23 protein-coding genes and 2 tRNA genes are annotated in these 25,128 nt (G+C 37.8%); 12 read left to right on the forward strand and 13 right to left on the reverse strand.

Features of this window, described 5'->3' with window-relative positions; genetic code table 11:
• Together KDU71_RS10760 and KDU71_RS10765 are read left to right on the forward strand one after the other, a co-directional pair.
• A partial coding sequence (locus tag KDU71_RS10760; RefSeq protein ID WP_212190695.1) for a hypothetical protein occupies positions 1-357 on the forward strand: 357 nt, incomplete at its 5' end.
• On the forward strand, positions 354-914 hold the full coding sequence (locus KDU71_RS10765) for a glycoside hydrolase family 108 protein (RefSeq protein ID WP_212190697.1): 561 nt from the start codon (positions 354-356) through the stop codon (positions 912-914). The genes KDU71_RS10760 and KDU71_RS10765, both read left to right, overlap by 4 nt.
• Positions 915-1,158: 244 nt before the next feature.
• Here KDU71_RS10765 and KDU71_RS10770 read toward each other — a convergent pair whose 3' ends face one another.
• Genes KDU71_RS10770 through ric form a run of 9 tightly spaced genes read right to left on the reverse strand, consistent with a single transcriptional unit; the run spans position 1,159 to position 8,098 of the window.
• Positions 1,159-2,349: a DUF438 domain-containing protein gene (locus tag KDU71_RS10770; RefSeq protein WP_212190698.1), complete on the reverse strand. Its 1,191-nt coding sequence runs from the start codon at positions 2,347-2,349 to the stop codon at positions 1,159-1,161.
• Between the two features lie 3 nt (positions 2,350-2,352).
• Positions 2,353-2,871 carry a DUF1858 domain-containing protein gene (locus tag KDU71_RS10775; RefSeq protein WP_212190699.1) on the reverse strand — a complete coding sequence of 173 codons (519 nt, stop codon included), beginning with the start codon at positions 2,869-2,871 and terminating at the stop codon, positions 2,353-2,355.
• Between the two features lies 1 nt (position 2,872).
• Positions 2,873-4,117, reverse strand: a complete 1,245-nt coding sequence (locus KDU71_RS10780) for a DUF438 domain-containing protein (protein WP_212190700.1) — start codon at positions 4,115-4,117, stop codon at positions 2,873-2,875.
• Between the two features lie 11 nt (positions 4,118-4,128).
• Positions 4,129-4,467: a cupin domain-containing protein gene (locus tag KDU71_RS10785; RefSeq protein WP_212190701.1), complete on the reverse strand. Its 339-nt coding sequence runs from the start codon at positions 4,465-4,467 to the stop codon at positions 4,129-4,131.
• Positions 4,468-4,504: 37 nt separating this feature from the next.
• Entirely contained in the window at positions 4,505-6,049 is a 1,545-nt protein-coding gene (locus KDU71_RS10790) for a PepSY-associated TM helix domain-containing protein (RefSeq protein ID WP_212190702.1), read from the reverse strand.
• 2 nt (positions 6,050-6,051) lie between these two features.
• A complete protein-coding gene (locus KDU71_RS10795) occupies positions 6,052-6,315 on the reverse strand; it encodes a DUF2024 family protein (RefSeq protein WP_212190703.1) in 264 nt (87 codons plus the stop codon).
• 19 nt (positions 6,316-6,334) lie between these two features.
• Positions 6,335-6,844 (reverse strand): hemerythrin domain-containing protein, encoded by a 510-nt coding sequence (locus KDU71_RS10800; RefSeq protein WP_212190711.1) that lies wholly within the window; start codon positions 6,842-6,844, stop codon positions 6,335-6,337.
• 3 nt (positions 6,845-6,847) lie between these two features.
• Positions 6,848-7,288: an RrF2 family transcriptional regulator gene (locus KDU71_RS10805; protein WP_212190712.1), complete on the reverse strand. Its 441-nt coding sequence runs from the start codon at positions 7,286-7,288 to the stop codon at positions 6,848-6,850.
• Positions 7,289-7,294: 6 nt separating this feature from the next.
• On the reverse strand, positions 7,295-8,098 hold the full coding sequence (gene ric / locus KDU71_RS10810; RefSeq protein WP_244828390.1) for an iron-sulfur cluster repair di-iron protein: 804 nt from the start codon (positions 8,096-8,098) through the stop codon (positions 7,295-7,297).
• A gap of 30 nt (positions 8,099-8,128) precedes the next feature.
• On the opposite strand from ric, the gene KDU71_RS10815 reads away from it, so the two are divergent.
• On the forward strand, positions 8,129-10,372 hold the full coding sequence (locus KDU71_RS10815) for a nitric-oxide reductase large subunit (RefSeq protein ID WP_212190713.1): 2,244 nt from the start codon (positions 8,129-8,131) through the stop codon (positions 10,370-10,372).
• Between the two features lie 54 nt (positions 10,373-10,426).
• Here KDU71_RS10815 and KDU71_RS10820 read toward each other — a convergent pair.
• Together KDU71_RS10820 and KDU71_RS10825 are read right to left on the reverse strand one after the other, a co-directional pair.
• Positions 10,427-10,509 (reverse strand) — tRNA-Leu (locus KDU71_RS10820).
• 373 nt (positions 10,510-10,882) lie between these two features.
• Positions 10,883-10,955 (reverse strand) — tRNA-Gly (locus KDU71_RS10825).
• A gap of 233 nt (positions 10,956-11,188) precedes the next feature.
• Here KDU71_RS10825 and KDU71_RS10830 point away from each other — a divergent pair.
• Positions 11,189-12,307, forward strand: coding sequence for a glycerate kinase (locus KDU71_RS10830; protein WP_212190714.1), 1,119 nt, complete (start codon positions 11,189-11,191; stop codon positions 12,305-12,307).
• A 10-nt stretch (positions 12,308-12,317) separates the two neighbouring features.
• Here the strand turns inward: KDU71_RS10830 and KDU71_RS10835 are convergent, their stop codons facing one another.
• Together KDU71_RS10835 and KDU71_RS10840 are read right to left on the reverse strand one after the other, a co-directional pair.
• Positions 12,318-13,364: a hypothetical protein gene (locus tag KDU71_RS10835; RefSeq protein WP_212190715.1), complete on the reverse strand. Its 1,047-nt coding sequence runs from the start codon at positions 13,362-13,364 to the stop codon at positions 12,318-12,320.
• A gap of 14 nt (positions 13,365-13,378) precedes the next feature.
• Entirely contained in the window at positions 13,379-14,158 is a 780-nt protein-coding gene (locus KDU71_RS10840) for a polyphosphate polymerase domain-containing protein (protein WP_212190716.1), read from the reverse strand.
• A gap of 519 nt (positions 14,159-14,677) precedes the next feature.
• Between KDU71_RS10840 and KDU71_RS10845 the strand changes: the two genes are divergently transcribed.
• From KDU71_RS10845 to KDU71_RS10880, 8 genes are all read left to right on the forward strand, one after another.
• Positions 14,678-16,117 (forward strand): glycoside hydrolase family 16 protein, encoded by a 1,440-nt coding sequence (locus KDU71_RS10845; protein WP_212190717.1) that lies wholly within the window; start codon positions 14,678-14,680, stop codon positions 16,115-16,117.
• A 134-nt stretch (positions 16,118-16,251) separates the two neighbouring features.
• On the forward strand, positions 16,252-16,524 hold the full coding sequence (locus KDU71_RS10850) for a cysteine-rich small domain-containing protein (protein WP_212190718.1): 273 nt from the start codon (positions 16,252-16,254) through the stop codon (positions 16,522-16,524).
• A 97-nt stretch (positions 16,525-16,621) separates the two neighbouring features.
• Positions 16,622-18,238 carry a DUF6377 domain-containing protein gene (locus KDU71_RS10855; protein WP_212190720.1) on the forward strand — a complete coding sequence of 539 codons (1,617 nt, stop codon included), beginning with the start codon at positions 16,622-16,624 and terminating at the stop codon, positions 18,236-18,238.
• Between the two features lie 279 nt (positions 18,239-18,517).
• On the forward strand, positions 18,518-20,536 hold the full coding sequence (locus KDU71_RS10860) for a glycoside hydrolase family 97 protein (protein WP_244828400.1): 2,019 nt from the start codon (positions 18,518-18,520) through the stop codon (positions 20,534-20,536).
• A gap of 249 nt (positions 20,537-20,785) precedes the next feature.
• On the forward strand, positions 20,786-21,625 hold the full coding sequence (locus tag KDU71_RS10865) for an AraC family transcriptional regulator (RefSeq protein ID WP_212190722.1): 840 nt from the start codon (positions 20,786-20,788) through the stop codon (positions 21,623-21,625).
• 185 nt (positions 21,626-21,810) lie between these two features.
• Positions 21,811-23,253 (forward strand): glycoside hydrolase family 47 protein, encoded by a 1,443-nt coding sequence (locus KDU71_RS10870; protein ID WP_212190724.1) that lies wholly within the window; start codon positions 21,811-21,813, stop codon positions 23,251-23,253.
• Positions 23,254-23,407: 154 nt separating this feature from the next.
• Positions 23,408-23,962 carry an RNA polymerase sigma-70 factor gene (locus KDU71_RS10875; protein WP_212190726.1) on the forward strand — a complete coding sequence of 185 codons (555 nt, stop codon included), beginning with the start codon at positions 23,408-23,410 and terminating at the stop codon, positions 23,960-23,962.
• A gap of 84 nt (positions 23,963-24,046) precedes the next feature.
• A complete protein-coding gene (locus KDU71_RS10880) occupies positions 24,047-25,042 on the forward strand; it encodes a FecR family protein (protein ID WP_212190728.1) in 996 nt (331 codons plus the stop codon).
• Positions 25,043-25,128: the final 86 nt, after the last annotated feature.

Raw genomic sequence — 25,128 nt, forward strand, 5'->3', positions numbered from 1 at the left:
GGTACTAAGCTGATTGATGAAATATTCACCACACAAGAAGAAAAGCTCCAGGGGAAAATGGAACTTTTTAAGATGGCAGTTGCCGATAGGAGTTCAGCCAGGGAGATGTATCAGAAAGACAGTTGGCTTCAAAAAGCCTTTGCAATCTTCTTCTTGCTTGCATGGTGTGGTTTGACTTTCGTAATGCTGAACTACTTCATCTTTGATACCATTCAGCTTGATGATTGGCAAATAGCATTTGTAAGCAGTATCAACGGTGGAATATCCACCAAACTAAGCACCATTATTGACTTTCTTTTTGGTGGTGCAATATCAGGAGTTAATGATGTCAAACTTAAAAACAGACGTAAACAATGAAAACATTCGATGAGTTGTTTGATGGCGTAATCAAACATGAAGGCTATTATGCCAACGTAGAAGGCGACCGAGGTGGCGAAACCTACATGGGTGTTGCCCGGAATTTGCATCCCGATTGGGAAGGATGGCAATATATTGATGCCTACAAAGAAACCTATGGTGAAATACCTTGGAACTTTAAGATTGATGTTCCTCAATTGACAAAACTTGTAAAGGATTTTTATCAGCAGACCTTTTACAAAAGATTTAAAATTGATGAAATATCCAATGGCTCAATACAAGAAATAATCTTTGATTGGTGCGTTAATAGCGGAGTATGGGGTGCTAGAGGTGTTCAGCGTGTATTAAACCAATTCTTTGATGCCGACTTAAAAATGGATGGTATTATAGGCTTTAATACCCTAGCAGCTATCAATATGCACGAGCCTAAAGATTTGTTTTGGGAAATCAAGAAAGCAAGAATCCGCTACTACCATAAGATTGCCAAGAAAGGTAAGAATCATTTGTTTTTAGAAGGTTGGTTGAAACGGATTGGAGCGATAAAATTTAAGGATTAGATTTTACAAACCTCCCGAAAGTTTATGGTATTTTGATATTTGACTAATTATTATGAACTTGTGAGTAAAATATAATTCTAACAAAAGCTAAAAATCATGGGAATTAAACCTGGTCCAAAACGAACAGCAAAATCAACAGGGAAACCTGACAGAAGACAACGAGATAATAAGGAAACTCCGGGTAATACGCCATCACTAAAACCACACAAGCATAAGAAAGGAGATTGATTTCAGATAGAAGAGACTACCAATCCAATAGTCTCTTTTCTCCCTCTAAAGCCCTAATTTCCGAAACCTCCTGAGAGACTTCAATTACACCTTTGTAGTTTTGGCTTTCATCACGAACAGCGAAATATTGAATCAAAATAAATTCGCCTCGCATTTTAATCCAAAAATCTGCCTGGTCTTTTTTGCCATTTCTGAACGATTCTACAATTTGCTCAACCACATGTACACTTTCTGGTGGGTGACAATTACTCACTTCTCGTCCAATAATTGCTGTGGTACGTGGAAAAATACGTTTAGGTGGGGTTGAAAAAAAGCATACCTTATCGTTCTCATCCACAAAGGTTATATCCACAGGCAAGTGATTAAAAATAAGTTTAATTTGCTCAATACTTACGCTACCTGTTCCAAGGTTAATTAAGTTGCCATCAATACCTGATACTGATTTATTCACTTTTGTAAGCGTAGGTTGAATATATGGATAGCCTAGTTCAAACCCTTCCCTGTTCATCGTTTCTAATTGGCTTTCGGTAATGGTCTCTAATATGTAAGGAAAAAGAATTCTTTCTTCCCGGAACTTAATTGCCAGCATATTAAAGAAAATATCACCAACACATTTATTGAATTGCTTTATATTAAGCTCTTCATGGGTTAGCTGTGCTATAACGGTCTTTAAATTCCTTCTTATATCATCTTGAAACGACCACATTATTTGAAGACAACGGTAATCGTCCCAGGTTTTCTCAATAATTGGGAATAATACATTTTCCTTAATGGTATAATGCTTCACAAATATTTCAAGTTGTTTAAAATATTCAGCCAACTCTGCACCTATTTCTTTATTGCTTATGTCTTTTACAAAGGCTTTAAATTCAGGACGGATTTTATTTAGAACCAATTCCATTTCGTGATTATTTTGTTCCAGCACACCCAAAAATGAATCTGGTTCAGGCTCGATACGTTTATAATCTCGAATCGGTTCATAAAAGATATTAAGCACTTTATTGGTTAATACTTTTATGTCATCCATCTTATAGCCTTCTTTGATTATCTCATCAAAAAGTTCAATAAAATCGGTTGGTATAACTGTTGGAATAAATTCCTTGTTGGCATCAATAAATGACTTGGCATTTCCAGTCTTTAAAATTAGCTTAGAAACCTCTTTTAGTTTAAGAATCCTTTTTGCCTTTGTTTTTGTAAATTCTGACATACTCTAAACCTTAAAAAACACCCAATATTCTTCTTCTCCTTTTTTATCAAGCCAATGCTTGTAATCTAAACTCAACGATTTATCAATTAAGGGAGCAGGAATAAATGGTGCTATTACTTTTAGTATTTTACTATTGTCAAGTTTTTTCACAGCCGAAAGAACCTCGTGTACAGGTTGCTCTCCGGCATTTAGCATATCACGAATATCAATTGTTTCGACTACTTCACTTTCATTAAACCAATTGGGCTTTTCGGTTATATAATTCCCATGTTCAACCTCAATAGAATCACTTGTTTTTTGTCCTACTTCATTACGTAGTTTATTTATCAGTTCCTCTACTTTTAAACCTCCAATGGTAGCAGCTTGTGATAAGCTGGTAATTTTTGCTACCGTTTTCCGCAATACCGGATTTCTTAGTTTTTTAAATGGGGGTGCAGCAGCTATTAAAACATCTTCCAATTGCGGATACGCCTCAAGCAAATCAAATATTTTTGTTTTGGGAGTTATTATCAATTTTTCCATGTTATTTTTCTTTTGATTCACCATAAGACAAAATACGTTGCTCTCCTTCTAGTGCTCTATTCTCAGTAAGGTCTTGGGAGTATTCCAATGTGCCAAGATACTCTCCATTCTCATCACGTAAGGCGAAGTACTCTATCTTAACAAACTTGCCCTTCATCTGAATCCAGAAAGGAGCGTGAGAAGCTTTACCTGACTTAAAATCTTCAACAATTTTCTCGACAATGTGTGTGCTTCCAGGAGGATGGCACAAGCGTACATCTCTGTTAATGATAGAGCGACTTCGAGCAAAAATCCGTTCTTTTCCCTGAGTAAAATACTTTACCTTATCATCCTTATCTACAAAAGTCATATCGGCTGGAATGGTATTTAGTATTGCCATTATTTCTTTGGCTGTAAAACTACCCGATGGAAGTTGTATATTACCATCTCCGGATACAGTAGTTTCTCCAACATCTTCTGACATTCCTTCCGGTTTCCATTCTATTTGTGGGTCATATAGTGTAAATCCAAATTCAAGCGTTTGCTTGTCAATGTTCCACCAATCTTCCACGGTAAGTAAATCCATTGCCATTGGAAAAAGAATTTCTTCTTCTTTTTGCACCATATCAACCAAGCCTTGTATGGCAGGGTAGAATATGAGTTCAAGTGATTCTTCTAAATCTTCGGCTGTTAGTTCCGGAGTTTTAAGAATTTCAATACAGCCTTTTAATTGTTCTCTAATCTCATCGTGCTTTCCCCACATAACCTTTGGTGGGCCAGTAATTTCATTTTTCTCTAAATACGGAAACACCAAGTACTCTTTTCGCTGATAGTGTTTATCAACATCCATTAACTCATTAAAAAACCCTTGTAGTGCGAATATGTATTTTTCATACTCATCTTTTCCAACTTGACTAAGGGCTTGTAGCAAGCCTTTTGCTTTTTCAGCAACTTTCTTTAATTCAATATTTTCTTTTTTAAAAACATCAACCGGATGCCCTTCGGGAATGTCTTTTGCCCCACTTAAATCAACATTACCTTCAAGTACTGAGCCATGAATATCACAAAGCTTCAAAACTTCTGATTCGGGCAAGCCTTCCTGTATGAGTTCTTGCTCTACTTCAACTACCTCGCCGTATGGAATATTTTTTAATGATTCGATTAACTCTTTACGTACTTCGTCAGCAGATTCTCCTTCGTGGAGTTTCAGAATAAGTTCCTTTAACTTATCCTTTCTATATTTTGAGTTATTTATTAATTCGCTCATATCAATTTGTATTATAATAGTTTGGCTTGGGTTGTTGGTCTCGGAGCTTTGGTAACTAATATTCTAGCTTGCTTGTCGCCCTCATTACTTATATGATGTACAATGTTCGCAGGACTTTCAATCAAAGTATCTTTTTCAAATACTTTTGATTCTTCACCCACATGCACCGTTGGTGTTCCTTCCAACACATAAAAGGTAACATCAACAGGAGTTTTGTGTGGTTTTAAGGTTTCGCCAGGTTGCAGGGTAATATGCATCTGCTGAGCTGATTCGGCATTGTACATTTGTCGAACATCCACTTTGTGTGGGTTTTCCTTTTTAGGTTCTGTTTTATAATTTCTTGAAATCATTTTAATATGTTTTTATTTTTATAAAAGGTACAACATTTTAACGAGTTTTAGGTTTCCTAAATCTCTTTCTCCAAAGTAAATAGCCACTCAATACAACCATAACACTTACCAATCCTGAAAGTGGAACCAGAAGAATATAGAAGTTACCAAGCATAAATCTAAAAAATCGACCTGTGTGTATTTCAAGCGATAGATTCCAAAGGGACATCTTTGATTCTTCAAGAACATTATTTGGCATTTCAGGAAACAATTTATGATGATACAAAGGAACTGCACCCTTATCGTAATCAATCATATATTGTATACCCTTCAAATCTGTAATCAAGCCAGTAACTTTAAAATCACCAATCGGCCTGCCTGTAGAGTTACCAACGTACATTTTACCTTTTGCCAAATTATAAATTTCAGAATGAGCAGGATGCCATAAGAACAAACCGCTAAACGAACCTATAATGTAAGCTCCATCATTGAAGTTTTCTAGTACGTTTATTCCCATTACACTAACAGGAGGCTGAATCCTAAAAGCTTCGGGAGCAAGCTTATCTTTATCCATGGAGTAGATTCCTTCCGATGTTCCTAATAAGAATTCGTTTCGGTTTTCATCATATTTTAAATCTCTTAATTTATCGTACCAAGGATTGGGTTGGTCGAGATGGGAGAATTTTATTGGATTTACTTTTGAATACGCAATAGCAATGAGTAACGGAGGACGCAAAAACATTCCTGTAAAGAACAAAACTATTAGACACACAAATAACCATGCACCAGTTTTATTGTGCCATTTTAATGACCATCGGTTAGTCTTGACAATTGATGCAACTGTTTTCGACTTATTCTTTCTTATCTTTATCCATCTTGGAAAGAAAAAGTATATAATCCCGGTAAGCGATAGAAATAAGGTTATCACACCTAAAAAATCCACAAATAGTTTTCCGGGAATTCCAAATATTTCACCTGAATGTATTTGCCACATGGTTTCAAAAAGTGAGACTTCATTGTTGTAATCATGAGGTTGTTTCAATTCAATTTTTTGAAATACGGAGTTGATACCTTTTGACTTTCCTTTAAAGAGATAGGAGCGATTTAAAACATAGAGTGTATCTTCAATGCTTTCAATAGCAACAAAGCGTTTAATGTCAACATCTAGGTCAAATTTACTCCATTGACTTCTGGCTCTATCAAAAGAAAATAGTCCGAATTGAGTAGCACAATATAAATTCCCGTCACTGGATTGGTGCAGGTCAAATATCTTTCTATTATCACTTCCTTTTGGGAATCCATTATTGAAGGAACTATAACCTGTAAAAGTTGAATCGGTAAGCCATACACCAATATTTCCAAATATTAGAATGCTATCTGCATTTATATTGAGATTGCTTTTTACCGCACCGTTATTCCAATTATGATAACGAAATTCTTTTGGTAAATTATTGCGTGAAACATCAATTTTAGAGAAGAACTCCCGGTGATTCATAAAGATGCCAGTAATACTGTAATATAGTAGCAAGAAGGAAATAATTAAACCTGGCCATTTATGAAGTTTTTTGTAAATTCTTGCAAATCTACCTTGTGATTTTACCATCCTTAATCGCAATTCTTCAATTCAACAATATGATAACCTTTTCGCTCAATATCGTTTATGATTATCTGCGATGCCTCCTCAATATGGCAAAACTCACATTCTTTTGCAGTAAGTATCTCAGATATTACATTTTTACCTTTTAGATATTCTTGTCCATAATTGTATATTATTTCTGAATCCTTAATTGACTCCTGTACAAGTATGTCAAAATGCATTTTACTTCCATCGGTTTTCTTAACGTATGTGTCCCAAACTGCTACTCTCATTTCATTCAACCTTTTTCGCTTAAACAAACTTCAATGTTTCAATATTCATTGTTTCTTTTAACTCTATTTCAATTTCCATATATCTCTTATTTACAGCATCCTTCTGGTCATCGGTTAATGCTTCTTCTGCCATAGGATAAAGCACGTTATCTTCTTTGTAAATATGGTTTTGTAAAAGTGCTCCGTATCCACGAGCATTTTCAATAATCTTTTCTGTGTTGTTTTCCAAAATACCTTGTTCCATACCTTTCACAAATTCACGACCTTCGTCATGTTCGTGCAACATAACGGGTATTGGGTTGCAATGTAGATTTTCGATATTTTCAAGCATGGCTTTAAAAAGAATGTCTTCTTCTTTGGCATGATGAAATTTATCTGCATAGTTTTTTATAAAATCTATTGTTTTCTTAAAGAAGTCAATATTTAACGTTTTTCCGCTTTCAAGCTCAGTACATTCTTTAAGTACAGCATCAATAACCTTTAAAATTGTTTGATGCTCATCTGATAATATTTGAGTTATGTTTTTCATATCTTAAGTATTTAATCTATTTAATACTGCATCTCCTTGTTTTATTTTCTCCGATAACGACTTAATCGTTTCTGTTTTTACTATATCAAAAAAACCATCACGAACCACTTTATATTTATCATGCAGGGGACAAGGGTTGTCATTATTACATTGTTTTAATCCAAAACCGCACTTGTGAAAACAAGCATCACCTTCCACCACATGAATTACATCGTAAAGCGTTAAGTTGGATTGGTTGTCGTTAAAAAAGAAACCTCCGCCTCGTCCTTTCATGGAATCCATTAGTTTATTCTTCGTCAGTGTTTGGAGAATTTTAGCTGTATAAGCTTCCGGAGCTTCAATTTCTTTAGCGATTTCTCCTACACCAGGTCTTTTTTGTTCCCAATTACGTAATTGAACAAATACTAATGCCCTTATGGCATATTCGGTACTTTTAGATAACATATCCGTTTATTTTATTAGTTCACTTTCCAAAAGTAAAGCTTTCTTAAACAGAATATTATTTTCTAAGTGAATATGTCGATGTAGGTCATTCTCAAAATCTTTTAAGGTTTGATAGGTTACCTGATACGTTCCACAACCATCAGCAGGACAAGTGTAACCAGAGGTAAGCGAAGATATTTTTTCAAAACGTTCTCCTTCCGTTTCATGCTCCTCATGCATCAGTTCAATAGTTGTTATAACATCGCCAAACTCATTTTTAGCATCACCTTGTTCCGCTTTAAAATTTACCATCTTTTTTATGTATGGAAACAGAATTAACTCTTCCTTCTTCATGTGCTCAGTTAAATTTTCAGCAGCACCGTTAAAAAGCTCTCTAATTTCAAATAATTCGGGGTGGTTGCCTCCATGTACATCGCATAATTTTTGTAGCTTTTGCTGTAGGAATGGTATATTCTCACTCACATAAGTATGATGTCTTTTCTCAATATAGTCGCATAATTCATTTAATTCCAAGCCATCAATATACTTTGAATCAGGGTCATTTATTTTTACCAGAGTTTCTAATTCCGGCATTAGTTTCTGAATGTTAACTTTTGATTTCTGACAGGCTTCATCGAGGCTTATTCCACCACCGCAACAAAAGTCTATACTATTCTTATCAAATATTTGAGCTGTTTTAAAATTAGCCTTCACTATATCTCCAACTGTTGTATTCTTAGTTATTTCCATCGCTTTTATTTTTTGTTTGCTACAAAGATAGTAATAATTTATAAAAGGATATGAATGTCCTTTTATAAAAATGTTATACATTTGTTTTTAAATTTTAAAATCGCATAGACTATGAAAACAAAAAATCTTTGGATTGGATTTATCCTGGTTATGGTTATTTCCTTTAGTGTTTTAGGTTATTATGGCAGGGAGATATATAGAGAAGCCCCACCTATACCTGAAAAAATTGTTAATGGTAATGGTGAGGTGCTTTTTACAAGTCAAGACATTAAGGATGGTCAAAATATTTGGCAGTCGATTGGTGGACAAGAAGTAGGAACCATTTGGGGACATGGCGCATATCAGGCACCAGACTGGACTGCTGATTGGTTACATCGAGAGGCAGTTTATATTCTCGACCGATTAGCACAGGCAGAATTTGCAACTGACTATGATAAGCTTGACGAAGAAAAGCAAGCGATGCTAGAAAAAAGGTTGCAAAAAGAAATGAGAACCAATACCTACAATAAAGAAACAAAGACATTACACATATCAGAAATTCGTACCGATGCCATCGAATTTGTAGGCAACCATTATAAAGGTTTATTTATGGATGGGTCTGCTCAGGCTGATTTACGTGAAGCGTACGCTCTGCCTGCAAACAGCATTAAAGATGCAGACAGAATGGCTAAAATGAATAACTTTTTCTTCTGGGCTACATGGGCAACAGTAACAGAACGTCCCGGAAAGGATATTACCTACACGAACAATTGGCCACCAGAAAAATTGGTAGCTAACGAACCAGCTCCTTCTTTACATCTTTGGACAGGTTTTAGTGTAATTGTTTTATTAGTGGGCATTGGCTTATTAGCTTGGTATTATGCTACACGCAGAAAAGACGATGATGAAGATGTTGAAATACCACCTGTTAATCCATTATCGGGGGTGCAGCAAACTCCATCAATGAAGGCAACCCTGAAATATTTTTGGGTGGTTACAGCTCTTATTCTGGTTCAAATACTAATGGGGGTTATTACAGCTCACTATGGAGTTGAAGGAAATGGTTTTTACGGAATTCCTTTGGCAGACTTTCTTCCTTACTCCATATCAAGAACATGGCATATACAATTAGCTATTTTTTGGATAGCTACGTCATGGTTGGCAACAGGCTTATTTATTGCTCCTGCTGTTTCAGGTAAAGAACCTAAATTTCAAAAATTGGGTGTTGATATACTATTCGGAGCTTTACTTGTAATAGTAGTTGGTTCATTGGCTGGTCAATGGATGGGTGTTATGCAAAAATTAGGCTTAGCAGAAAACTTTTGGTTTGGACACCAGGGCTATGAATACGTAGATTTAGGTCGTTTCTGGCAAATTTTCCTTTTCCTTGGTTTATTTATTTGGTTATTCTTAATGGGAAGAGCGTTGCTACCAGCATTAAAACAGCGTAATGAAAACCGCCATTTACTTTTAATGTTCTTAATTGCATCCATTGCAATTGCATCCTTTTATGGTGCTGGCTTAATGTGGGGACAACAAACCCACCTTTCTATTGCTGAATTTTGGCGATGGTGGGTCGTTCATCTTTGGGTTGAAGGCTTCTTTGAAGTATTCGCTACAGTAGCCATAGCCTTTTTATTTGTTCGTATGCAACTATTAAAAGCTAGTGTTGCAACAACAAGTGTACTTTTCTCAACCATCATCTTTCTCTCAGGTGGTATTATCGGAACATTCCATCACCTATACTTTTCCGGAACACCAACCGGAGTATTAGCTCTTGGTGCAACATTTAGTGCATTAGAAGTAGCTCCGCTTGTTTTTATGGGATTTGAAGCCTATCACAATTTAAAGCTAAGCCGTATCAGCGAATGGGTAAATGCATACAAATGGCCAATTTACTTTTTTATTGCTGTTGCTTTTTGGAACTTACTGGGTGCTGGAATTTTTGGATTCTTAATAAACCCACCAATCGCCCTCTATTATATGCAAGGACTGAATACGACTCCTGTACACGGACATACTGCAATGTTTGGTGTTTATGGAATGCTGGGAATGGGATTAATGCTATTTGTGCTAAGGGATATGAATCTAAAGGTTGAATGGAAAGAAAAACCGATTAAGATTGCATTTTGGTCGTTAAATATTGGTTTATTACTAATGGTTTTAATTAGTGTATTACCTGTTGGTTTAGCTCAAACTGTAGCTAGTGTAAAACATGGATTATGGTATGCTCGTTCAGCAGAGTTTTTAGGAACGCCTGCAATGGAAACCTTACGTTGGTTACGAGCTATTGGTGATACTATTTTTGCAGTCGGAGCATTATACCTTGGATATTTCATATTTGGTCTAAAGGGTGGATGGTCGATTAAGAAGTAATATATCGGGATAAAAAATAAAACTCCCGATTGAAATCAGTCGGGAGTTTTTGTGTGCCCAGGGCGGGACTCGAACCCGCACGTACGTAGTACACGCGGCCCTCAACCGCGCCTGTCTACCAATTTCAGCACCTGGGCTGGTGACAGTAAAATTATCTTTTTACAGAATGTTTCCGAATTGTTTCCGAATAAATTCTGTATTTTTGTTTCAAGTTCTTTTAAAACCTAGTATTAATCAGCTATTGCAGCTTTTTGACACTAAATTTTCGTAAATGCCCCTCAAGCCAGCGTGTCTACCAATTTCACCATCTGGGCTGGTATTTTATTCAAAATTACAAATCTGTAGATTGTTTCCGAATTGTTTCCGAAATATTTTCTACATTTGAGCTACGTTCTTATATAACTCTTTATTAATCAGCTTTAGTAGTCCATTGAAGCTAAAGTTTAGTAAATGCCCCTCAACCTTGCGTGTCTACCAATTTCACCACTTGGGCCAGTTGTGAAATAGTTGAGCGAAAAACGGGACTCGAACCCGCGACCCCGACCTTGGCAAGGTCGTGCTCTACCAACTGAGCTATTTTCGCAAATGCTGGGCAAAAATATAAAATTTACTATTGATTTCACAGGTTTGGGCTATATTTTTCCATTAGAGATTGGCCAAATCACTTGTCTTTTCAGGCAACAGCTACAGTTTAAGTCTGTTAGATGCCTAAATGTTTTTCGTCCTACGTTCAGATTTATTTTTAATGTAGCTAGGGAGTATATTAATTGTAAATTTGGATTACTTATAGTTGGAAATTGCTTTCTGTTTTAAACGATGAAGAAGATTGTTATTGCACCTGACAAATTTAAAGGTTCCTTATCGGCAATGGAGTTCTGCGCCATTGTTGAGCAAACTATTCTAGCTATTTGCCCTGATGTCATCATTGAGAAATGTCCCTTGGCAGATGGTGGTGATGGAACAATTGACGTACTTCGATACTATATTGGTGGTGACAGGGTAGAGCTACAGGTCAATGATCCGCTGTTCAGACCTGTTAATGCCAATTATTTATTGTCATCTGATACAAAAACGGCCTATATAGAAATGTCGTCAGCATCGGGTATTCGTTTATTAAGTCATGATGAATTAAATCCGATGCATACAAGCACATATGGCACAGGAGAGTTGATAAAAGATGCAATCGAAAGAGGTGCCAAGCACATATTCATTGGGATAGGTGGCAGTTCAACCAACGATGCTGGTATGGGTATGGCAAGGGCTTTGGGCTATAAACTTTTAGATGGTGAAGGGAAGGAGCTGGCAGGTATTGGTGCCGATCTACTTAAATTAAGGTATATTGATCCGTCAGAGGTTTTGCCGAATCTGAAGAATGTTTGTTTTGAGGTAGCTTGCGATGTTGATAATCCGGTCTATGGCTCAGATGGTGCTGCCTTTGTTTATAGCAAACAAAAAGGAGCTTCAGATAGTATGATAAAGCAACTCGATGATGGCTTAAGGAATTTTGATGCTGTCATTAATCGTTTGTATCACATTTCTTTGCATAATATACCGGGATCAGGAGCCGCTGGTGGATTAGGAGGAGGATGCATTGCTTTCTTAAATGCCCGCTTGTCCTCTGGGATAAGGCTTGTGATGAAGGAAGCGAATTTTCAGGCTAAGATTCAAAATGCAGACTGGATAATAACAGGTGAAGGAAGTCTTGATGTGCAGACTTTAGCAGGTAAAGTGGTGAAAGGGATACTTAATGCTCAGGTTGCTCAAAAGCTGGCTGTGTTTTGTGGAAGCAATAGGCTTCAAGATGCAACAACCTATTTTGATTATGTTGGTGAACTGATGCAGTTATCACCAAATCAGAAAGAGGCTATTGCCAATGCAGAGCTATACTTAAAAAAAATAACAGAAGATTTTGTGAGAACCCACCTTTGTCCCTGAACAATAGAACTTACTTAACAGCTTCAGCAATAAATGCTTTTCTGTAGGCCTGGCGATCAGCCAGAACGTGATAGAAAGAATCTATAAGCTTGATGCACTCTTGTCTGGATTTCAAATCTAGTGGTTCAAACTCCAGAACTGTAGTTACCAGGTCATTCTTTTTAGCCTGGTAATGAGCAATGGCTTTTTCTAAGGCATCTATCGAAACCTTTTTCCCTTTGTAGCGACTTTCAATCAGTTCACGGCCCATGTATACTTTCATGTAGCAGGCATCAACAAATTCTGACATATCAAAATCGTAGGGTACAGCAATGGGTGGTGCATGACGTTCGTCTCTTAACAGCGCAACATTGTGTAATTTAGGGATGGACCAATCTGTATTGCCAATCATGTAGTTAAATAGGGCTACCTGTAATATATTATCTTCAATGAGTTGCTCTTGTGTTAGGTTAGCCATTTCAATTTCTTCAAGGCCAAGTCGCTCTGCCATTTGTTCAATTGACTCAATAAAGAACCCATATTTATTAAGCTCTTCACCATAATTGATGTCAATGTACTTAACCTTAACCAATCGAACCCGCAGGCTTCTTTCACTAATGTTATTATATAGCCTGTAAACAAGGAACTCCCGTAGCATCGTTTCCTGCATTGTCTGGCTGGTATCCCTGCAGTGCGTCACCAGTTTGAGCTTATCCTGACCTTCAAATGCAGTGTTTATTGCATCGCGCGTTTTAAACTTAAAACGTAACGGGGGAAAATCACAGTTTTCTTCTTTTAAACGAAAGTTACCTCTGGTCTTAATTTTGACAGGTACGTTGAGTGTGTCATCACCATCGGTGTATTCAATAGACGCCGTGTGATATTCATTAGTGCTTCTGTCGCGATCGGCTCTTATAGCTTTAAAGTCCGCCTTAACGCTAATTTGCAGTACATCGTTACTCTCGAAAAAGCGATTAGCACTTTCCTTTATTCGCTCCTTTACCAATGCATCCAATTCATTGGTGGCACTATTGCTGCAGGTAATAAACAGGCATAATATAAAGAATGCAATCTTCATGGCTACCCCTTTAATTATACAACCATTGCTAATTGACGATCCTCCTGTGCAATTAATCTTTCCACTTTTCTAAGACGCGGCTTGAAGCGGTTATATTTAACTTTGTTATTCAGTGCAATTGTACCCAGACAATATTTGCTGATTGATAATGGAAGTACTCCTTGGTTTTTTAAAGTTCGTGCAAAAGCCGAGTAAACATCTTCTTTGTCGCGCTTGATTTCTATTATAGCACAATTACCCAGTGAGTAAGTCTCTGATCCTTCATTACTGAAGTTAATATCTAAATCAATTGTGATGCGTTCACAGGCTTTTTTATTAACCAGGGTGATGCGGTTGAATTTGGTAGTTAACTTAGGTTCCAGTTGTTTGGGATCGTAAGGCGTACAATCATTCACCAGGCATTCTAAACCTTTTGCTATCGGATAGGTGAATCTATCTATTCTTAAGCGTTGTTTAGCTGTTCTATTCTTGATCTTCTCTTTAACCTCTATGAATTTATCACCAGTTTCTTCGTATTGTCGGTATCTCACTTTGTAGCGATGATTTTTACCATTATGATGCTCTTTGTACATGGCCAAATCGTCAGTGTCAAAGTAAATGGTATTATATGCGAGGTTGACCTTATTATTAACGGCCAATACTTCGTAGTCGTCAATATGTTTAGATAATGCCTTGACTAATACAGCCGGAGTCACAATATATTTTGTGTCGACCCTGTTCAATAGCTTAGCCCGGCTCATCTCTTCAAGAGAAGTCGTATCGAAAAAGCTAACTAACTGTAATAAATCGCTCATGGTTGATATTTTTTGTACTCTAAACTCAACAATCAATTCTTAAATTTCGCTGCAAAAGACTCATTTTTCATTTTCACGATATATGACTGAAATCATATTTATTGAAAGCTTAGAAAAATTAACACTAATTTAAAAATCAAAATGTGTCAGAGATTTGCAAAAGACAATAAATCAGATAGATGTGTAAACTTACAAATTGATTAAAATGTCACTAAAAAATGTTAATAATCATGAAATACTAAATTCCGTGTGAATGTTTGGTAACAATCTGTAAGTATTTTGCCAATCGTTATTAGCTGCACACATACTCATTAAATCAATAACCGATCCGTAGTTGTTAAGTTATTGATGGATAGAATATAATGTAAAAAAGGGGTTTTTTGAAAACGTTCGTAATCGAACAAACGGACGAACACATGCGAACACCCGTGTTTTTTGCATAAAAAAATGCTCCAAACGCTAAACTTTATTTGGCAATTGTCGTATTATTACTTCTGAACGCCCAAAACGTAAAAAATAATGGCACTATTTTCATCAAGTAAATATCCAAATACAGCTAAGTACGAGGCTGAGCAAAAAAAGAATAAGGCAGATTATGAGCGCTTTAATCAATATGCCAAGAGTGATGAATTGAAGCGTATCAATGAACTTGAGATATTGATTAACTCGGCTGATTTTACCAAGAAGGTGGATAAGTTGAAGAATGAGAAGTTTAAAGATACTGCTGAATTCAGGCAGTTACAGAAATACACAACTCAAAAGAAATCTGCAGAGTTTAAGAAATACTTCAAATATGTGGCTTCGGGTATGCCTGAACGTGTTAAGCAAATTGAAGTATCCTCAAAAAGGAAAGAGCTGGCTGAATTGAATGAGTACGTGCGAAGCAGTGAATTTCAGAGTGCCAGGCAGCAAAAAGGTTTTAAGAAGTCAGAAGCTTACCAGAAGTTTAAGCGTTGTAAGGCATTAACTAAAGACAAGGAAATAAGATTGTTTAATAAGCAAGTTAATTCCTCACTTTATAAAAACTACCTGAATATTCACAATTCAGAGCGATTAAAAACTTACCAGGAACTGGAGCAGGAAGTTACTTCTGAAAAATTTATTGCTTTCAAAAACTGGATGGAAGATAAAAAGAAGTTTCAGAAATCTGAGGAGTACAGCTTAATTCAGGAGTATAATAAGCTGGTAAAATCACCAGACTATATATGGTATAAAAAAGTGGAGAAGGATAACTCCTTTAGTGAGATTAAAAAGTGGCAACTACTATTTGAAGATGATTTCTCATCAACTTCACTGAATCGCGAGAAGTGGATTACCGGTTACTATTGGGGCAAAGCGTTGCTCAATAAAACGTATGTGCTCGAAAACGAAAAGCAGTTTTTTACAGACAATAACATAAGTATAAGTGGTAAAGGTGTGCAATTGAGTACGCGCAATGAGCATGCAGATGGATTGGTATGGGATTCTAAGCGAGGATTTATGCCTAAAGCTTTCGATTTTACAGCAGGACTTATTAGTACCGGACAAAGTCATCGTCAGCAGTTTGGTAAAATTGAAGCTAAGGTGAAAGTTGATCACGTGCACCCGGTTCGTCATGCATTTTGGCTGGTAGGTGAAAAGATGGCACCTCAGATCGACGTATTTAGGTTTGAAGATAAAAATGCTAAAAGCCATTTGGCTGGCTTGCAACTGATAAATGGTAAGGGGCCGGAATTGCAGTCTAAAACTGTTAAGGGAGCTAAATTTGACAGCGACTATTTTGTGTATTCTATTGAGTGGACAAAGGACAAGTTAAGCTGGTTTATTAACGGTGTGAAAGTCAATGAACAAACAAATAACATCCCTGATGCGCAAATGTACCTGGTATTTAGCTCGCATATTACTGATGATGTTGAGAAACTTGATGCCTCGGCTAACATGTATATTGAATGGGTACGATGCTATCAGCAGAAAAACTAATATAGTCTATCAACTTGTAAAAAAGGGGATTGTGCTCGCAGCATAATTCCCTTTTTTTATAATAAAGCAGGTGAGATGGTATTGAGTTATTTTTAAATTAGTTTTGCTCTGAGTTTAATACAAGTGTATCTGTGATGAATAAACCAAAAACGGAAAATTATAAATTCTGCCAAAATAAGAAATGCGAATACTTTCCTTGTCATAAAGTTAAAAATGAGGAGGAATTTAACTGCCTGTTTTGTTTTTGCCCCCTATATATGCTTAAAGGTAATTGCGGAGGTCACTACAAATATACAAATGGGGTTAAAGATTGCAGCGGATGCTTATTGCCTCATACAAAGGGTGCCTATGAACATGTTATGAGTAAAATGGGAGAGGTGATAAAAATTGGAAGTGAGCAAGAATAACACCATGTGTTGAACCTTGCATAATGATTACATATATCCGGAGAGATATAATAGCAAGTAGAATTATTCTTTGCAGCAACACTCATTATTCACTAATATGAAGCATTGTATTTTTTTTCTGTTACTAGGATTTCTTTTGAACACCAGCTTGCTGGCCAGTGAGCTGTCGTCATCTTTATTAAAGGCCATAAAAGCAACGGAACACAAGTACAGCGAGCGGAAAAAGTTTGATGAGGTGAAGGTGCAGCGTATTAATGAACTGAAAAACCAATTGCAGAAGCAGGGAAATGTATTAAATGATACTAAACGCTATGAACTAAATAAGCAGTTATTTATTGAGCTTTATTCTTTCAAGAGCCAGGAGGCATTTAATATAGCTCTGCAGATGGAGCAGCTGGCTAACCGGATGAAGTTGTCAGATAAGCGGGTGGAGGCCTTATTGTTTAAAACTGATGTTTTGCTTTGTGCTGGTTTATTTAGCGAGGCTATTGATGTTATTACTCAAGTAGGAGAATTATCATCAGAACAGTCTAAAGTGCATTATTATAGTCTGAAGACAAGGCTTTATGGCGATCTGATAGCCTATAATGATGTGCCGGCCTATCACCCGGAGTACAGGCAGTTAAATCATGTCTACGCCGATTCACTTTTGCAGGTAGCTAATGAAAACCATGTTGACTATCAGTTGGTGAGAGCACTAAAGTTGATAGACCTGGATATGGCAGAAGATGCTCTTGACCATTGCAGACTATTTGTAGAACAACCAAGTGTATCAGAGCACGAAAAAGCAAAGATATATTCCTGTATGGCCTGGGCCTGCTATCATCTCGGGGATTTGGAAGGGCAGGTTCGCTACCTGCTGAATAGTATTGAGTCAGATATTCGCTCGTCAACATACGAAACTACTTCGGGACGCTTGATGGCTCAAGTATTACTGGAGAATGGCGAAATTAGGCTGGCTCACCAATTTTTGATAAGAGCCATTCAGGATGCTGAGTTTTACGGTGCCCGCCAGCGTAAAGCCGAAATAACACATATTGTACCCATTATAGAGCTGCAAATGAAAGAAATACAGCAAATGCGTTTAGCAGCTCTGGCGTCTATACTAATGGTCGTATGTGTTAGCCTGGTGGTGATCATCTATTTATGGATACGACTGGTACGCCGACATAGAGAAGTCAAAAGGGGACGTGATATAATAAATGAGCAAAACAGCTTATTGGCCACCCAGAATGAGCAGTTAATTGAATCGAATAAGATTAAGGAAGAATCACTTACCAACTACTTTGAGCTGAGTTCGGTGTATTTTCATGAGATGGAGAAGATGCAGGCAAAGATCAGAAGCTTGTTGCTGCAGAAGAAATACGATACGATTACCGATTACCTGACTAAAAGTGGCCCTGACGATGATAAAGAGCAACTGTTTGAACGGTTTGATGCCCTGTTTATTAGCTTATTTCCTTCATTTGTTGACAAAGTAAATGAGGTATTGGAGCCATCTATGCAGATAGAAGTCACTACACCTGTTACTCTTAGTGCTGAATTACGAGTATTTGCACTGTCACGATTGGGAATTGATAGTGCCGAACGGGTGTCATCTATTTTGGGGGTTTCCAGAAACACAGTTTATACATATCGGAACAGGGTAAAGTCCAGGGCTAAAATGGAACCGGATGAGTTTGAGCAATACGTAATGTCTATTCCTTCCTTTTAATAGCTGTGCTTTCAGTGCATCCATATTTCCGTAAACATGTAAATGGTCTAGTAGTGCTGCCAGTCAGGTAGTATTATACCCTGTATCGGATCTGTACTTTATTTAGTGTAATATGCAGAATATCAATGTGTAGTAGTTTGTTATATCTGTACATTTATCTGTACTTTGTATATGCTTCTTGTTTTAGTTTTGTGCCCCTTGTACTTTAGCGTTACCAAAATACAATAGCTTGATTGAACATAAATCAAGTGGTTTAATCACAAAAATACATAACAAGCAATGAAGACAATCTTGAAAATTTCAGCGGTTCTTATATTTGTTTTAGGACTGGTGAGTTGTAGTTCAGCTGATCAGTATAAAATGGTTTCATCTCCCGATAATCAATTAAGCATTGGTTTTGATTTGAATGATGGAAAGCCTTTTTATCATGTTTTATTTAAGCAGGACACAATTATTTATCCTTCGCAATTAGGATTTACTTTTAAAGAAATTCCTGCTCTTAAAGATGGCTTTAAGGTCTTGAAAACAGAGGTGAATGAGTATAATTCGACTTGGGAGCAACCTTGGGGCGAGAATAAGAAAGTAGAAGACCAATATCGTGAACTAGAAGTTCAACTGCAAGAAGTTGTAGGTCAGGAACGTCTGATGAATATATATTTCAGAGCCTATAATGATGGTGTCGCATTCCGATACGAATTCCCGGAGCAAAAAAACCTGGGTGATTTTGTGATCATGGATGAGCTGACACAGTTTGATGTCAAAGGCAATCCGGATACATGGTGGATTTGGGCTGACTACAATACCTACGAGAAATTATATCAGCAAACATCCATGGAGGAGGCATCGTGGGTGGCAACTCCTGTTACCATGAAAGGCGAACAAAACATTCATATAAGCATACACGAAGCTGCCTTAACTGATTATGCCGGAATGACACTTAAGCAGAAGGTAAAAGGTGTTTACGAAGCTGAACTGGTTCCCTGGGCCAATGGAGATAAGGTGCGCGGATCAGCTCCTATGAAAACGCCCTGGCGCACTATCCAGATTAGCCCCACTGCTGCCGGTTTGGTGCAGAGTAATATGATACTCAACCTGAATGAACCCAGTCGTATTGAAGATACATCGTGGATTAAGCCGATGAAGTACATTGGGATTTGGTGGGGAATGCACTTGGGAACAGAAACCTGGTATCCGGGACCGCGACATGGTGCAACGACCGAAAATGCCATCAAGCACATTGATTTTGCTGCATCCAACAATATTGAGGGGCTTGTTATCGAAGGCTGGAATGATGGATGGGAAAGCTGGGGGGCTAAGGATGCCTTTGATCACATTACGCCGGCCACTGATTTTGATCTCAATAAGGTAGCAGCTTATGCGCGTGAGAAAGGTGTCATGCTTATCGGCCATCACGAAACAGGTGGAGATATCGAATCATATGAGAAATACATGGAGGCGGCCTTTAAGATGTGTCACGATCTGGGGATGCATGCAGTCAAGACAGGTTATGCTGGAGGAATTTACCCGCGTGGAGAGCATCATCATGGCCAGTTTATGGTACGCCATTACCGTAAAGTGGTTGAGTTAGCTGCCAAATACCAGATTATGCTTGATGTGCACGAGCCTATTAAGCCAACGGGGATTCGACGCACCTGGCCAAACATGATGACTCGTGAAGGAGTGAGAGGCATGGAATGGAATGCCTGGAGTGAAGGGAATCCGCCATCGCACACAGTTATCATCCCATTCACAAGAGGGCTCGGTGGTCCTACTGATTATACACCCGGTACTTTTGATTTGCTGTTTGCAAATGCCGGTGAGCGCGTGAAGTGGAATACAGAAGATATAGGTATGACACGCACACATACAACGCTTGCAAAACAATTAGCCAACTTCGTGATATTGTATAGCCCTCTGCAGATGGCCAGCGATTTGCCCAAAAACTACGAAGGGCATCCGGCATTTCAGTTTATTGCTGATTTCAATGCAGATAGTGATGAGTCGGGCGTGTTGAACGGTGAAGTAGGACAATACATTACTATTGCCCGTAGAAGCGGGGAGGAGTGGTACCTGGGAAGCGCTACCAATGAGGAAGCCAGAGCGCTTGATGTCAAATTGGATTTTCTGACGCCGGGATTGAATTATACAGCACAAATTTATAAAGATGCAGATGACGGCGATTGGAAAACCAATCCTCAGGGCTATTCGATTGTTGAGGAAGAAGTGTCATCAGAAACTGTTTTAAGGCTGAAACTGGCTGCAGGTGGCGGACAGGCAATCCGATTCGTTAAAAAGTAATTAGAAGTAGAGTAAATACAGAATTGTGTTGATTTTTGTATTTACTCTACTTTATCGCTTTGAAGAGGAAGGTTAAGAGCGTATTTGCCTGCTTTCTTTTTAAAAAAAAGATTACTTAGAGGATGTGAGGAATTGAAATGTGTTATAGAATTGATGTCATGTATATGTAATTCAGAATAAAGCAGGCATCTCATTAATAATGCAGTTATATTTGCAAAACGATTTGTTGAAAGTGTAAAAGAATAATACATGCCCACAAACCGATTCACACTGCAATCATTTTTATCAGATGAGAACGAAGCGTTTCATATAGCGCGAACAACTATCAACTCATTACATACCTTACAGCTGCATCAGCACAATTATGCCGAAGTGTTTTGGGTAAAAGAGGGCCAGGGCATCCACCTTATTAATGGGGAAGAGGTGCCTGTTAAAAAGGGCACCTTATGCTTGATTCGCCCAGATGATAAACATACCTTTCGCCTTGATAAGCAGCAGGAGCAGCTTGTTGTAACCAATATTGCATTCTTAACAGATAGTCTGGATGGTTATAAGCAGCGCTATTTTCCAAATGCCACATCGTACTTTTGGGCCACATCAAAATTACCCTTTAGCATACAATTAAGTCTGGAACAGTTGAATGAAATATCTGCCCTGACAGATCGGCTATGGACCTATGAACGTAATCATCTGCACCTCGATTTTATAATGATTCATATTTTTAAGGTGCTCAAAACAATCAGTGTTAATAGTTCGCATGTACCCCACTGGTTAGCCTTTGCGCTCGATAATTTTAATTCGCCAGAAACATTAAGAGGAGGTGTGCAGGCTTTTGTGGCTCTTACGGGGCGCACCGTGGCACACGTTAACAGGGTGCTGCAAGAGCATCTGGAGCAGACCCTGACAGAAACAGTAATAAAAGTGAGATTGCAATATGTATGTCAGCAGTTGATTATGACTAACTCATCTATTAAATCTATTTGTTTTGATTGTGGTTTCGAGTCGGTCAGCTATTTCTACAGGCTATTTAAAAAGCATTACAGCATAACTCCTCTGGACTATCGTAAGAGAAACCATAAAATATTCTGATTAGGTAATTGGTATTGCTGCTGATTAACACGAATAAGGAAGGTAAAAGCGAAAATATCGCCACAGGGCAATAATTAGTTTTTTGGCATCAATAAATTAATTTTATAATCCTGACGGATGATAATAGCTTTGTGCTGTAATATTGTTGCGATAGAAATAATAATAAATGCAAATGATAAGGTGTTATGAGTAAGTGGTATATGTGTCTTTTGGTGATTGCGCTGTTTGTTGAATCATGTAATCATTCAGCCAAAAATATAGACGATAAACAAACAAGAAATGTACTGGCGGATGAAGTAGTATCAGAATTTAAACGAAGCTGGGAGGGGTATAAAAAATATGCCTGGGGGCACGATGTGTTGTTGCCAATTTCAGGCAGCTATCAGGATTGGTATGAGGAGTCACTCCATATTTCGCCAATTGATGCATACAGTACTATGAAGGTGATGGGTCTGGATGATTCTGCCAAAGAAGTAGAGCGTTATGTAGTGGACAGCATAAGTTGGGACAAAGATTTGTACGTGAAGACATTTGAGGTGAATATACGGATACTCGGTGGTCTGCTGGCGATGTATGAATACAATGGAGACCCTGATATACTGGCTAAAACAGAAGATTTTGGACAGCGCATGTTAAAAGCATTTGATTCGCCAACAGGTATGCCATATTATTGGTTCAATCTGAAAACCGGTGAAGCAAAGGGGCAAAAAATAAATGTAGCCGAGGCTGCTTCATACATGTTTGAGATGGGCATATTGAGCTATTATACCAACAACCCGGTGTATTACCAGGTAGCCAAAAAGGCCAATCTGGCGGTTTGGGAGCGCGTATCGGATAAAAAGCTGGTTGGTGAAAATATCAATGTGGAAACAGGTGAGTGGCTGAGTACAAGTAGCCATATTTGTGCCGGTATTGATTCGTATTATGAGTACCTGCTAAAAGCCTATCTGTTATTTGGCGATGAAGAGCTGGAGCCAATCTGGCGGCAGAGTGTGAATGCGGTTAACACCTACCTGGTTGAAAAAAGTGATACCTCATTCTGGTACAAACGTGTTGATATGCATACCGGTTTAAAAAAGACCAATCCTATTTATGCTGATAATGCCGAAATTATTGAAGGCGGAATTGTTACATTATACGATGCTTTTTGGCCTGCTGTGCTTGCGCTTGATAATGATCTGGAAAGAGCCGAAAAAAATCAGGACACTTGGAACTGGCTCTGGAATCGTTATGGATTGGAGCCGATGATATATGATTTTGATGCAGCTGTTCCTACCTACCCGGTTTACGATCTAAATCCAGAAATCATTGAATCGGCTTATTACCTGTATCATTATACAGGAAAAGAAAAATACTATCAGATGGTTGAGCAGTATTGGGCCGATATTAAGAAATACTGTAAAACAGATATCGCTTTCTCTTCAGTTGAGGATGTGCGTACAATGAAGAAAAAGGACTACATGCCTACCTTCTTTTTTGCTGAAACGATGAAGTATCTGTATCTGACTTTTACGATACACGATAAGCAGTTTAATTTGGATGAGTATATATTCAATACCGAGGCGCATCCTTTTAAAAAGGTGTCCTTTAATCAAGCTGAAGCAAAAAAGCGATTAGGATTAAACTAAAGTTCCTAGTTATTTTAAAGCCTTTGAAGTTATCGTTATGACCTTTAAAGGCTTTTTTTTACAAACCTACCAACCACTTTTAAAGGGGTTAAATGTTCTATTTATAGTCCATGATATCTTATTAGGTATGGTGATTTGTCTTAAATTTATATTTTTGAGGCAGAATCCAAAAGAATCCGGAACAATGACCAGAGCCATCAATGACTTTACCTTTGATGACATTTTTAACCTTTATTATCCAAGGTGCATATTGTTTGCAACCAAGCTGTTAGGTAATAGGTGGGATGCTGAAGAAGCAGTTCAGGAACTCTTTATCAACCTGTGGGCGAAAGGCAAACTGGACACTATTAATGGTTCGGTTAAGAGTTACCTGTTTAAATCAGTCTTCAATATTTGCATTGATGTGCAGCGGAAAAATAAAGTGAAACAGAAGAATGAAACTGATGCTCCTGAAGCTAATGATGCAGCCATTCCATTTAATAACCCTTTGCTCGAGGAGGAGTTGGAGAAGCACATAAGTGACGCCATCAATCAATTGCCGGAAAAGCGACGACAGATTTTTCTAATGAGTAGAGATGAAGGCTTGAGTTATCGTCAGATAGCAGAAAAGCTGGCTTTATCGGAGAAAACTGTGGAAACACAAATTTCTCGTTCCTTAAAGCAGCTAAAAGCTTCTTTGTCAGAGTATCTGCCAAGTGTCCTTTTCTAATAGATTAATTTTCTTCAAAAAAATATATAAGAGTGTCAGGGTGGCACTCTTTTTTTTCGTCCTTACTGTAGAAACAAGCATGTTATGATTGAATCGGAAAAAATAGAACTATTAATTCTTAGGCAGTTAAGTCAGGAGATTAGCGATGCAGAGCAGATAGTTCTTGATAACTGGATTAGGCAGAGTGATAAAAATAGAGTGTTTTACCAGAAACAGGTAGAACTATTCAAAGCACAGCAATTGATTTTTTCAAAAAACGATATCGCCTTATCGCGGGAGCTGACCAAAACTGGCGTCATTAATCACTTGCTCCGAAAGTCCAATAAGGTAAAAAACTTTGTGTATTCATCACTTTCTGTCATGTTAGTTGGGCTGGTTGTGTCTACACTTCTTTTTAATACCTCTATTGAGGAGAAGAATCGTTTACTGGCCGGTGAGTTTAAGATTGTAGCACCGGCAAACAGCCCGGCCAGCTTTGATTTGCCAGATGGCACCAAAGTGATGTTAAATGCTGCATCAGAACTGGTTTATAGTTACAATGCTGCTTCAAATAGCCGATTGGCAAGTATCGAAGGAGAAGCATTTTTTAATGTAGCACATGATAAAAAGAACGCCTTTCTGGTAGAGGGCTATCAGCATACGGTAAAAGTTTATGGCACCGAGTTTAATATGAAGTCTAATAGCCAATTAAAGCAGTGTGAAGTAACGCTCAGGGAAGGCTCAGTAGGCATACTCAATACCGCACATCAGGAGGTTGCCCGTTTAGAGCCCGGTCAGCAGTTCTTTCTTAATAAAGAAGGTAATGCTAAAATTCAGGCGGTTGCGCATATGAATGAGGTGACCGATTGGACCACCGGTCGCTATGAATTTAAGGACGCTACACTCGAAGAAATAGCCGCCACACTATCTGATTTGTATGGTGTCAATATTGTTATTCAGGATGAAGTACTTCGGAATAAGCGCTACCGCTGCGTTATACAAAAGGAGCAATCGGTACTTAAAACGCTGCAACGTTTTAGTATTATCACCAATCTCGATTATGAAATTAATAATGAATTAATCACACTTAAACAGAAATAGCTAAAAACAAATTTGAACTATGAAAGAAAAGACTGGAGATAAAACTCTGGTTGAAATCAAACTGACTTAGCCAAAGAAAAACGGGA

It is taken from the genome of Carboxylicivirga sediminis (genome assembly GCF_018156225.1).
In the GTDB taxonomy this organism is placed as follows: domain Bacteria; phylum Bacteroidota; class Bacteroidia; order Bacteroidales; family Marinilabiliaceae; genus Carboxylicivirga; species Carboxylicivirga sediminis.

Bases quoted from the DNA above. Each gene is read 5' to 3' on its own strand.
- KDU71_RS10765 (WP_212190697.1), top strand. From the start codon at position 354: ATGAAAACATTCGATGAGTTGTTTGATGGCGTAATCAAACATGAAGGC.
- KDU71_RS10770 (WP_212190698.1), bottom strand. From the start codon at position 2,349: ATGTCAGAATTTACAAAAACAAAGGCAAAAAGGATTCTTAAACTAAAA.
- KDU71_RS10775 (WP_212190699.1), bottom strand. From the start codon at position 2,871: ATGGAAAAATTGATAATAACTCCCAAAACAAAAATATTTGATTTGCTT.
- KDU71_RS10780 (WP_212190700.1), bottom strand. From the start codon at position 4,117: ATGAGCGAATTAATAAATAACTCAAAATATAGAAAGGATAAGTTAAAG.
- KDU71_RS10785 (WP_212190701.1), bottom strand. From the start codon at position 4,467: ATGATTTCAAGAAATTATAAAACAGAACCTAAAAAGGAAAACCCACAC.
- KDU71_RS10790 (WP_212190702.1), bottom strand. From the start codon at position 6,049: ATGGTAAAATCACAAGGTAGATTTGCAAGAATTTACAAAAAACTTCAT.
- KDU71_RS10795 (WP_212190703.1), bottom strand. From the start codon at position 6,315: ATGAGAGTAGCAGTTTGGGACACATACGTTAAGAAAACCGATGGAAGT.
- KDU71_RS10800 (WP_212190711.1), bottom strand. From the start codon at position 6,844: ATGAAAAACATAACTCAAATATTATCAGATGAGCATCAAACAATTTTA.
- KDU71_RS10805 (WP_212190712.1), bottom strand. From the start codon at position 7,288: ATGTTATCTAAAAGTACCGAATATGCCATAAGGGCATTAGTATTTGTT.
- ric (WP_244828390.1), bottom strand. From the start codon at position 8,098: ATGTATAACATTTTTATAAAAGGACATTCATATCCTTTTATAAATTAT.
- KDU71_RS10815 (WP_212190713.1), top strand. From the start codon at position 8,129: ATGAAAACAAAAAATCTTTGGATTGGATTTATCCTGGTTATGGTTATT.
- KDU71_RS10830 (WP_212190714.1), top strand. From the start codon at position 11,189: ATGAAGAAGATTGTTATTGCACCTGACAAATTTAAAGGTTCCTTATCG.
- KDU71_RS10835 (WP_212190715.1), bottom strand. From the start codon at position 13,364: ATGAAGATTGCATTCTTTATATTATGCCTGTTTATTACCTGCAGCAAT.
- KDU71_RS10840 (WP_212190716.1), bottom strand. From the start codon at position 14,158: ATGAGCGATTTATTACAGTTAGTTAGCTTTTTCGATACGACTTCTCTT.
- KDU71_RS10845 (WP_212190717.1), top strand. From the start codon at position 14,678: ATGGCACTATTTTCATCAAGTAAATATCCAAATACAGCTAAGTACGAG.
- KDU71_RS10850 (WP_212190718.1), top strand. From the start codon at position 16,252: ATGAATAAACCAAAAACGGAAAATTATAAATTCTGCCAAAATAAGAAA.
- KDU71_RS10855 (WP_212190720.1), top strand. From the start codon at position 16,622: ATGAAGCATTGTATTTTTTTTCTGTTACTAGGATTTCTTTTGAACACC.
- KDU71_RS10860 (WP_244828400.1), top strand. From the start codon at position 18,518: ATGAAGACAATCTTGAAAATTTCAGCGGTTCTTATATTTGTTTTAGGA.
- KDU71_RS10865 (WP_212190722.1), top strand. From the start codon at position 20,786: ATGCCCACAAACCGATTCACACTGCAATCATTTTTATCAGATGAGAAC.
- KDU71_RS10870 (WP_212190724.1), top strand. From the start codon at position 21,811: ATGAGTAAGTGGTATATGTGTCTTTTGGTGATTGCGCTGTTTGTTGAA.
- KDU71_RS10880 (WP_212190728.1), top strand. From the start codon at position 24,047: ATGATTGAATCGGAAAAAATAGAACTATTAATTCTTAGGCAGTTAAGT.